Source organism: Thermogutta sp. (assembly GCF_014359955.1).
In the GTDB taxonomy this organism is placed as follows: Bacteria; Planctomycetota; Planctomycetia; order Pirellulales; family Thermoguttaceae; genus Thermogutta.
This window is the reverse complement of sequence record NZ_JACIYL010000083.1, coordinates 1-9,798: the sequence shown is the minus strand read 5'-3', so window position 1 is coordinate 9,798 and position 9,798 is coordinate 1. Positions and strand designations below refer to the sequence as shown.

8 protein-coding genes are annotated in these 9,798 nt (G+C 58.8%); 3 read left to right on the top strand and 5 right to left on the bottom strand.

The window, feature by feature from the left end; genetic code table 11:
• The first annotated feature begins 218 nt into the window (after nucleotides 1–218).
• A complete protein-coding gene (locus H5U08_RS04375; RefSeq protein ID WP_297030604.1) occupies nucleotides 219–935 on the top strand; it encodes an SDR family oxidoreductase in 717 nt (238 codons plus the stop codon).
• Nucleotides 936–1,085: 150 nt separating this feature from the next.
• Here the strand turns inward: H5U08_RS04375 and H5U08_RS04370 are convergent, their stop codons facing one another.
• Together H5U08_RS04370 and H5U08_RS04365 are read right to left on the bottom strand one after the other, a co-directional pair.
• Nucleotides 1,086–1,994 (bottom strand): DMT family transporter, encoded by a 909-nt coding sequence (locus H5U08_RS04370; protein ID WP_297030603.1) that lies wholly within the window; start codon nucleotides 1,992–1,994, stop codon nucleotides 1,086–1,088.
• On the bottom strand, nucleotides 1,981–2,910 hold the full coding sequence (locus tag H5U08_RS04365) for an FAD:protein FMN transferase (RefSeq protein ID WP_297030602.1): 930 nt from the start codon (nucleotides 2,908–2,910) through the stop codon (nucleotides 1,981–1,983). Before H5U08_RS04365 ends, H5U08_RS04370 begins: the two co-directional genes overlap by 14 nt.
• Nucleotides 2,911–3,549: 639 nt before the next feature.
• Here H5U08_RS04365 and H5U08_RS04360 point away from each other — a divergent pair.
• Together H5U08_RS04360 and H5U08_RS04355 are read left to right on the top strand one after the other, a co-directional pair.
• Entirely contained in the window at nucleotides 3,550–4,674 is a 1,125-nt protein-coding gene (locus H5U08_RS04360) for an SUMF1/EgtB/PvdO family nonheme iron enzyme (protein ID WP_297030600.1), read from the top strand.
• A 157-nt stretch (nucleotides 4,675–4,831) separates the two neighbouring features.
• Nucleotides 4,832–6,142 (top strand): Gfo/Idh/MocA family oxidoreductase, encoded by a 1,311-nt coding sequence (locus H5U08_RS04355; RefSeq protein WP_297030598.1) that lies wholly within the window; start codon nucleotides 4,832–4,834, stop codon nucleotides 6,140–6,142.
• A 222-nt stretch (nucleotides 6,143–6,364) separates the two neighbouring features.
• On the opposite strand, the gene H5U08_RS04350 is transcribed toward H5U08_RS04355, so the two are convergent.
• The 3 genes from H5U08_RS04350 to H5U08_RS04340 form a co-directional block, all read right to left on the bottom strand.
• Nucleotides 6,365–7,495: a glycosyltransferase gene (locus tag H5U08_RS04350; RefSeq protein ID WP_297030595.1), complete on the bottom strand. Its 1,131-nt coding sequence runs from the start codon at nucleotides 7,493–7,495 to the stop codon at nucleotides 6,365–6,367.
• A gap of 44 nt (nucleotides 7,496–7,539) precedes the next feature.
• Complete coding sequence (locus H5U08_RS04345; RefSeq protein ID WP_297030593.1) at nucleotides 7,540–9,051, bottom strand: O-antigen ligase family protein; 1,512 nt, start codon at nucleotides 9,049–9,051, stop codon at nucleotides 7,540–7,542.
• Nucleotides 9,048–9,798, bottom strand: a 751-nt coding sequence (locus H5U08_RS04340) for a glycosyltransferase (protein ID WP_297030592.1), incomplete at its 5' end; no start/stop codon positions are given. The genes H5U08_RS04340 and H5U08_RS04345, both read right to left, overlap by 4 nt.

Below are 9,798 nucleotides of genomic sequence, written 5' to 3'. Positions count from 1 at the left end.
CCTCCTGCTGGGGCACGACCACCTCGCCTGGAGCAATCCCACTTATCCCATCCTGCTGAAGCGCGGGATTGAATGGGCGGCGGGACGCTTGAAGTAACAGCGCTTGTTGCCCTGTTTTGATGCCACTGGGTCTGATCCATTCTCTGTCGTTTCGTACTGGGCCCCATTGTTCGCGGGGGTGAGTGTCTTCAACCGTTTCGGTTTCTTGAGAGGACGCCATGGCTGGCAACGAACGGAAGGTGATCGTAATCACGGGTGTCAGTCGCGGGCTGGGCCGCGCCATGGTGGACCGGTTCATTGCCCTCGGGCATACGGTGGCGGGCTGTGCCCGCTCGGCATCCGCAGTGGAAGAACTTTCCACGACCTACGGTCCGCCGCATGTGTTCAGCAGGGTGGACGTGGCCAGCGACCAGGCGGTGGCGGAGTGGGCAAGGGAAGTCATCGCTGCGCTGGAGCCGCCCGATCTGCTTATCAATAATGCGGCGTTGATTAACCGTAACGCCCGACTTTGGGAAGTCCCGCCCGGGGAATTTGAGCAACTCCTTCGGGTGAATATCGGCGGTATTTATCACACAGTCCGCCATTTTGTTCCCGCGATGCTGGAGCGCAAGCGCGGGGTGATCGTCAACTTTAGCTCTTACTGGGGGCGGTCCGCCGCAGCGGAGGTCGGCCCATATTGCGCTACCAAATTCGCCGTCGAAGGCCTCACGCAGTCGTTGGCGGCAGAGCTTCCTGCCGAGCTCGCAGCGGTGGTCGTCAATCCAGGCATCATTGACACGGCGATGCTGCGGAGTTGCTTCGGCCCCGAGGCCGCCAATTACCCCAAACCCGGTGATTGGGCCCGGCGTGTGGTGCCCTTCCTGCTCTCCCTGGACCGGCGTCACAACGGACAGTCGCTTACCGCACCGTGGTCGGAACGACCGGAGGATCTTTGAGGCCGCCTGCTTCCCCGTTCATCCACGTTGATCGCGAGGAAAAGCAGGGTTCCAGGGAAGCCGGCCATTGTTGCGCGTCGGACAAATCCACTCCACTTCCCGCGATCACGACGGAGGGGCATCCGTTTGCCGCATGAGGGGCGTCGGTATTTAGTGGGACGTGGTGTTGTTGCTGCTGACCACGTAGCGAAGAAACAGCCCGAGCAGGATGCAGGTTCCGCCGGCGAGGGTCCACCATGCGGGACGCTCGCCCCACGCAAGAAACGCCCAGATGGGGTTGAGAATCGGCTCCAGAAGTCCAATGAGAGCGACTTCATGACTGGGGATCACCTTGAGTCCCGTTGTGAGAAGGAGATAGGGAATGGCCATCTGCACCACGCCAAAGGCGACAAGCCAGGCCAGTTGAAAGGGTGTGGGCCAGTAACCGAGAAACAGTACAAGCGGAGCGAGTACAGCTGCCGAGGCCGCGTGATTGAGGGCCACAAGCCAGGCCGAGTTTTCTTCGCGAAGTTGCCGGAGCGTCACGATCACGCCCCCGTAGCAAATTCCGGAGAGCAGTCCCGCGATGACGCCCAGTTGGGATAGTTTTTCCGTGCGGGTGAGTTCGAACATAAGGATCAGCGTCACACCGGCAAAAGCCGCCAGGAACGGCAGAAAGTCTCTTTTCTGAAGTGGCTCGCGAAAGAGAAAAAGGCAGGAAAGGAGCACCCAGAATGGTGCCGTGCTTTCCAGCCAGATGGCGTTCGCCGCCGTGCTCAGCACCATTGCCGTGAGAAAAGTGATGTTCATTCCAGCGAATGAAATCACCATAGGAATGAGCATGGGTCGAAATCGAATGCCGCGGACCAGTGGCAACAGGACGGCAGCGGCCGCCAGCGTCCGCCAGAATCCAAACATGGCGCCGCGCCATTCGATCGGCCAGTTATCAAAAAAGTGAGATTTGGTGAAAAAGCCGCTGCTGCTCCAGAGGATGACCGCGCCCACAACGCACAATCGCGCCGCGGTCTTGCTGAGGGAAGCAGGTTTCAGGACTTCCACGGTTTCGTCACAGTTGGGCATCCGCTGTTTCCCCGCTCAGCTCCTTCCACCGTTTCGACGTGTGAACTTCGGTGTGATCTCCCACCAGTCGCAAATAGAGGGCTGCGGTATCCGGAAAAGTTTCCACCCAGGCCAGTCCTTTTTCCGGTCCCAGAACGCTGACTGCCGTTGCCAGGGCATCGGCCAGGGTGGCATTGGGGGCGATGACCGTCACCTCACTTTGGTCGGTCAGGCCTACGCCCGTTCGTGGATCCACGATGTGCGAATAGCGCTTTCCGCCGATGACCACAAAGCGGTAACGATCGCCTGACGTCGCTACGCCACACCGTGCCCGCCGCACGAAATAACTCGGAGGTTCTCCCGGTTTTACGGCGGCCACGGCCACAGTCCAGTGATGGCGATCGGGGGGAGGGTCCCCCAATCCAAGATCGCCTCCTAGATCGATCAATGCGGAAGGCACGCCTTCTTCCCGCATCACCTGGAGGGCCGCATCGATGGCGTAGCCCTTGGCCACGGCACCGAAGTCCAGCCGCATGCCCGACCGCAGGAGCTCCACAGCCCGCTCTTCGGGATAGAGTCGCACCCATTGATATCCCACGGCCTGGCGTGCCTGGTCAAACCGCCAGGCGGGCGGCATTTCACGAGACATGCGGGCCCTTCGCCACAGTCGCACAATCGGGCCGATCGTGACATCAAACGCCCCTGACGTTTGCTCAGAGATCTTGAGACTCAAGGCGAGAAGCCGCCACAAATCGTCGCTGACCTGCACCTTTTTCCCCGTTCCTGCCGTCTCACACAGGCGGCGAACTTCGCTCGTCGGATCATAGTCGTTGAAAACCGCGTTGAGCTGATGAATACGGGCAATCGCCCGAGCCATCGCCCGGTCTGCCACTACACCATCGGGATGGTAGCAGATAATCCGCAGGGGAGCGGCCATCTCCTCGGATTCGCGGACCCATCGCACCGGTAGATGGCGCGCCGGGGGCGTGGGTGGCCGCTGGCTTGCCGGGTGCGCCGGTAAGGGTGGTATCTCGGATGGAGAGAGCCGTGGGTACGCAGGCTCGGCAATTGAACATTGCGGGCAGAGAATGATCAGGCAAATGACAATCGCGGCTGGTACTAATTTCTGGCGGCACGCCGTGCGCGGCGACGGCTCGTGCAAACTAATTCCGGTGAGGTAAGAAAAGTCATGCATGTCGATTTTCCGGCGATTGACGCTATCCGCCTCGTGGTCCCAATTTGCCGACATACTGCCAAACCGTTTGCAGGGGGATTGGCGGCGGTTTACAATACGGGTTATTATCGACGACGGATGGGAACCCTCCAAGGTTCGGCTCCGGTATTTCTTATGAGCCGGCTCAAATGAGAGATGGCGGCGGGCCTATGGCAGGTGCAAACCTGGAGAATAAACTGGATATTCACCTGGTCCGCGCGATCATCGGCCCCACCTTACGCGTAGCAATGTCGAGAGTTTGAGAGGGCCTGTGCCGCCCCGCGACGGTTCGGTGCAGGATTGGGTATCGGTCAGGTTGAGTTCGTTTTGGTCACGAGGTGCTGTTAGATGAGGGACACCCGAATGCGCTCCTGGTTATGGGTTGTTGTGGGAACAGTGGTTTTAGGATGGGGGATGACATCCCTGTGGGCTGAGGAGGGGACCGGGCAGAAAGTCAACCCGGCGGAAGATCTGGTCATCAAATGGCTGCCCGAACCGTATCCTGTGCCCAACGCGGATGCGAAAACCGAGGCGGAGATGAAACCCTACACGGAAGTAATTGTGGGCACGGATATCAAATTCGATATGGTACCGATCCCGGGTGGAAAATTCCTGATGGGAAGCCCCGAGAATGAGCCCGGCCGAAAGCCCGACGAAGGGCCGCAGCACGAGGTGGAACTTGAACCTTTCTGGATGGCGAAGTATGAGACGCTCTGGGATGCCTACGAGACATGGTCCTTCGAGCTGGATAAGCGGCGTCGAGAGCAGACGAAAGAGCCGGCCACCAAGTGGGATGAACTCGCCGACGCCATTGCCCGTCCCACTCCCCCCTACACCGACATGTCTTTCGGGATGGGTAAAAAAGACCGGCCTGCCGTGTGCATGACCCTTTATGCGGCACAGCACTTCTGCAAGTGGCTCTGTGCGAAAACGGGCCGTTATTACCGCCTGCCGACGGAGGCGGAATGGGAATACGCCTGCCGGGCTGGTACGACGACGGCGTATTCGTTCGGAAATGACCCCGCGGATCTCGACGAGTACGCCTGGTATTTTGACAACAGTGATGACAAGTACCACAAAGTTGGAGAAAAGAAACCGAATCCGTGGGGACTTTACGACATGCACGGCAATGTCGCGGAGTGGGTGCTCGATCAGTATGTCCCCGATGCTTACAAAAGGTTCGCGGGCAAGACTGTCAAGAATCCCATCGTCCCGGTCACCAAGGAGTTCCCGGTTGTGGTGCGGGGTGGCTCCTGGATGGATGACCCCGAGATGCTCCGCAGTGCCGCGCGGCGTGCTTCTCATCCGGATTGGAAAATGCAGGACCCGCAAATTCCCCAGAGCATCTGGTACCTCACAGACGCGCCCTTTGTGGGCTTCCGCGTTGTGCGCCCGCTGCGGCTGCCGACCGAAGAGGAGGCCAAGCTCTACGAACCCGATCCCGAAATCCTGCGGGAGTATCGGAAGGCCCAGGGTGGCAAGCAGTGAGGGTTGACGCCGGGGCGGTTGTGGGCCCTTGCGTTTGCAACTTACCGGCACTAACCTTGAAAGGCGAGCCTCCCGGTTGTGACAGCGTTGGGATCAAAAATGGCCAACGCGCGACCGGTCAAATCCAGTGTTGAACCCTTTATAAGGAGTGTGCGCCATGAGTGATGTGTTGAAGACATCTCGACGAAGCTTTCTGGAAACCTCGGCTGTCGTGGGCGGTGCGGCGCTGATGGGCTCACTCAATCTCGCGCGATCGGTCCACGCGGCGGGCAGTGACGTCCTGAAGGTCTGTCTGGTCGGTTGCGGTGGCCGGGGGAATGGCGCTGTTCGCGATCACATCCGTGCTTCTCAGGAAACGGGAATCAAGGTGCAGATTGTGGCGGTGGCCGATGCCTTCGAAGATCGTGCCCGCGGAACCGCTGAACGACTTCGCAAGGAGTTCGATAAAGAAATCGTGGATTTGCCGGACGATCGCGTGTTCGTGGGATTGGATGCCTACAAAAAGGCCATCGACTGTGGTGTTGATATCATGATCAACGCGTCTCCACCGGGCTTCCGGCCCTTCCAGTATGAGTATGCCATCAAGGCCGGGAAGCACGTGTTTATGGAAAAGCCCGTGTGTGTTGACGCCCCGGGTTTCCGCAAGGTAATGGCCGCAAATAAGCTGGCCGACGAGAAAGGATTGAAGGTCGGCGTCGGGCTCCAGCGACATCATCAGGCCGGTTATATCCGTGAAATCGGCGAAATTAAAGAAGGCAAAATCGGCGATATCATGTTCCTGCGGGCATACTGGAATGGCGGCGCAATCTGGATTCGCCGTCGTCGGCCTGAGCAGAACGAACTCCAGTACCAGGTGTACAACTGGTATCATTTCACGTGGCTCAGCGGCGATAACATTGTCGAGCAGCACGTCCACAACCTCGACGTGTGCAACTGGGTGATGAGTGATGACCTCACCAATCCCGTGCACCCGATCGAGGCAAACGGTATGGGCGGCTGCGAGATGCGGTATCGCGGTGAAAACCGGGGCGTGGGCCAGATTTATGACCACCATTTCGTGGAATTCACCTATCCCAATGGGGTGAAAATGTACAGCCAGTGCCGTCAGATCAACGGCTGCTGGAACATCGTGGCTGAGTCGGCCCATGGTGTGAAAGGCATTTCACCCTGCGCGGCGGGTCGTCCGGGCGACAAGAATCCATATGTTCAGGAGCACATCGACTTCCTCAATGCCATCGTCAAGAACGAGAGATACAACGAGGGGTACTTCGGCGCGACGAGCAGTTTCACAGCGGTTCTTGGACGTATGGCAACATACAGCGGCCAGGTTGTGCGCTGGGACGAGGCCGTCGAGAAAGGCCCTGTCATTGCGCCGGAAGTCACCTCCTGGGATCAGGAACCCCCGGTGAAGCCGGACGCCAACGGCGATTACCCAATCGCTCAGCCGGGCGTTTACAAGCCGTACTGATGAGCGGTTTTGGGGCCATTAGTAAAGCCCCTTCGTCCCAGAGAGCCTGTCACGCTTGGCTGTGAAGCGACAGGGATTTCCCCTCACGCAGCCCTGTCGCTTTTGAGGGCAACGCGACCGAGTCGGCCAAAACGGCTCGGTCGTTTTTTTACAACCTGTTCGCGAAGCGGCGCAACATGTTACCTGACTGGGGACCGCCTTCTCAAACGCAGCATCCGGCGATTAAGCAGCCCGGGCAAGGCGGAGAATTCGTGCGTATTTCGATAACGTCTTTTTGGCAGCCTGTGGCCAGGTGAATTGTTGCAGGGCGAGCTGACGGGCGGCGCGTCCCGCGCCAGCCAGCGTCTGCGGTGCAGCCCTCGCCAGACGAACGAGTGTCCTTGCCAGGTCACCGGGGTCATGTGTCACGGCCCAGCCCGCCCCAGCGGCAAGCACCTGGTGCAGGACGTTGGTCTGGGCGGTGACGACGACCGGCAGGCCGTGGGAGAGAGCTTCCAGGACACTCGTCGGATGGCCCTCCGTTCGTGAGGGATGGAGAAATACATCGGCTGCCGCGTAAGTGCGGGCTTTTGCGTCTCCTTGGACCGGTCCCTCCACAGTCACAATATCCCCCAGGGAGTGCTGCGCCACCTCATCCCGCAGGAAGACGTCCGATTGGGCACAACCAGGGCCCACGATTCTCACTCGTGCTCGGCTTTGCCGAAGTGCGCTTTGACATCTTGCCACAGCTTCGAGAAGAACATCCAGGCCTTTGATCTCGATTTGCAGGCGGCCGAGGAACAAAAATTCGCGTGTGTCACGGCCTCCCGGGTTGGCGAGGTTTTCTTCAGGAGGCGGCCAAATGCCGTTTCCCGCGATGATGACCGGGCGTCCCCAGTCGCCCGACCGCTCATACTCGCCTTGCGAAAGATACTGGATAGCGCTTGCACCCGCGACAAGGGCATCGAAGAACAGGCGACGACCGAGCCTCTTTTTCCAGGCCTTGTAGGCCAGTGCTTCGCGCGTCATTCCACCGTGTGGACACACAATATAGGGAATGCAGCGGGCGCGGAATTCTTTCGCCAGCCGGGCATGAAAGGGCACGAACGTGCTGTGAAACACAACCAGCTCCGGCGCGAAGAGTTGGGACTTAAGACATTCCCACACAGAACTCCGCCCGGCCAGACGGACCATATTCCGGCGCAGCAGCACCGGGATGGGCAACTGAGGAATGGGCCCGGGATCAACGCTGCTCACAAGCAGTCCCATTTGGACGTGAGGAAATTGCGACTGTGCCAGAGCCAGATTGGTGACGGCTTCGGTAACCCCGTTGGGGTTCTTCCAGCTAAGGGGGGCAACATGGAGGATCTTCATAGCGGAAAACATCGGAAAGAAAGATCGGTGCAGGATCCGCTCTTCTATATCGGCCGGCGAGGCATCGGTTGATAACTTCCGGGAAACTTTGGCTCAACCCGCCGAACTGGCCCGCGCAACCAGTGTGGATGGGGAATTTCCGGAATTTCGGAAACCCTCGGCATGCCCGGTTGTGTTTCCAAAAGGGCCAGCGCAAGTCCGGCCATCATCGGCCAGCTCAAGTAACGGTAGACGACCCCTGTCATGCCTAAAACGGCAATGGTGAGAAGCAGGGCCCGCCGATCAGATGCAAGTTCTCTGCGATCCAGTGCTGTCGCCTGACTCCACACGGTCAGCGCGAGGATAACCCCCGGCAAGATTCCCATGAGCCCGTAACTGAGTGCCCATTCGACGAATATGTTGTGGCAGCTCCTTCTGATCGTCCCATATTCGTCGAATTTGGCGCCTGGGTCAAATTTCCCCAACGCGACGTCGGCTCCGCCGGTTCCCGCTCCCACGAGAAAGCGGACCGGGTCAGCCAGCCAGGCGCGGAACGCGTTCTCCCAAATTGGAAGCCGACTGCCGGCGGTGACCACAGTGGCCCCTTCCTGTCCGAATATGCGATTCGACAGACGTTCCAGGGGATTGACGTTGAGCGTAGCCGCGACAAGAGTCCCCACGAGAAAGGCGAAGACGGCAAAGACCACAAAGTCACGAACGCGACGGATGGGCTGCAGACCCAGACTTCCAAAAATGGCGGCACTCGTTCCGATAATCAGCCCCAGCGTAGCCCCACGAGAGGCGGTGAGAAAACAACCGAGGGTGCAGAGCATGGCGGCTGTCAGAACGCTCCAATCGGCCCGACCGAACTCAAAACGGCGGTTGGGATGATGACTTTCTGCAGGATCCTGATATGGGTTCTCAACGCGCCACCATTCCGGCGGGAAACCTCTGGATCGACCGGGAAAAACACCTCCTCCGAGAGAAAACAGTCGAGGAGAAGATATCGTCTGGCCGGGGAGAATCAGCCTGCCTGACCGTAGAAAGACCACGAATCCGACAACGCTGGCAAAGGCAAACTGGGCACCTACCTGGTTGGGATTGGCCGATTTCGTCATGTCGCTGAGCAGGACGTAGCCGAATTTGACCAGCGTCAAGCGAAGGGATCCATTGCTCGCGTGGTAGTTCATCCAAAAGATAAAAAACACCAGAAAAGCGTTTGCCAGCACGAAAACGCGGGCGGCCCATCTCCACCGGTCGCGGTCGGCAATCAACGTCGCCAGGGCCACGCCGGAAACAAGATAAAACGCCACGACAGCGTTTGTCCCCAAAGTGGGCGATTCTCCATAGAACAGTCCCACAACCGGAATCGCCGCAGCGAATAAGAAGGGCCAGCTTCGGAGAAATCGAGGACGTGGCAGCCAGGCAAGACAGGCCAGAAGAAATGCGGGGACATACACAAAGAAATGAGTCAATTCAGGGATTTCCAGATGGAAATGATCCCCCAGTCCTCTCAGACTGACAGCGAAGGCCGCCATCAGTGCCGTCAGAAGAAGCGCAACATCTCCGAGGCTCATGCCGCCCTCCTTTGTTCCGTCGGCAACTGGCCATCGGAGGTCAATTCCACATGAGGAAGGTTTTTGTCAGTGCTGGCTGAGCACCAGATGCTCAAAAGCCGCTCTGCTGCCCGCTGCAGCGAAAAAGGCCCGGCAAGAAACGCGGACCGGGCAGCCAGACGGCTTGACGCCGTAGGACGTGGGATCTGGAGAATCTTTGCAGCCCAGGTTTTGTCAGGCTCCTCAAGCGGCACCAGCGAAATACACCCGGGGAGTTGTTCGGCGATCTCCCGATGGGGCGGGATATCGGACGCAACCACCGGCGTGCCGGCAGCAAGGGATTCCAGTACGGCTCCCGGCATTCCCTCCCACAAAGATGGAAAAAGCATCAAATCGGCAGCAGCCAAAATGGAGGGTACGTCATCCCGACGTCCGAGAAATCGAACCGAACCTTCCAATCCGTATTCTCGCACTTTTTCTGCAAGTGAGGAGTTCTGTGCCAGATCGCCCACCAACAGGAGAACCGCTTGTGGCAAGGATCTTTTCACTTCAGCGAATATGGACAAAACCCGCTTTTGATTTTTCGCAGTAGCTTCACGGCCAACGTGGACCAGAATTGTCGCGTCAGCAGACAATTCCAACTCCTCGAGGAGTCTTTCCCGAGGAGCCTGATTCGTTGGATCCGGAAATCGCCCGAGATCAATGCCGTTGTAAATCGCCTGGCATCGCTTGTCCCTTGTCCAATCAGGACGCCAGGATGCTTCGAGG

Coding starts and splice junctions, on each gene's coding strand:
- H5U08_RS04345 (WP_297030593.1), bottom strand. CDS start 9,051: ATGAGCCTCGGAGATGTTGCGCTTCTTCTGACGGCACTGATGGCGGCC.
- H5U08_RS04365 (WP_297030602.1), bottom strand. CDS start 2,910: ATGGCCGCTCCCCTGCGGATTATCTGCTACCATCCCGATGGTGTAGTG.
- H5U08_RS04370 (WP_297030603.1), bottom strand. CDS start 1,994: ATGCCCAACTGTGACGAAACCGTGGAAGTCCTGAAACCTGCTTCCCTC.
- H5U08_RS04350 (WP_297030595.1), bottom strand. CDS start 7,495: ATGAAGATCCTCCATGTTGCCCCCCTTAGCTGGAAGAACCCCAACGGG.
- H5U08_RS04360 (WP_297030600.1), top strand. CDS start 3,550: ATGCGCTCCTGGTTATGGGTTGTTGTGGGAACAGTGGTTTTAGGATGG.
- H5U08_RS04355 (WP_297030598.1), top strand. CDS start 4,832: ATGAGTGATGTGTTGAAGACATCTCGACGAAGCTTTCTGGAAACCTCG.
- H5U08_RS04375 (WP_297030604.1), top strand. CDS start 219: ATGGCTGGCAACGAACGGAAGGTGATCGTAATCACGGGTGTCAGTCGC.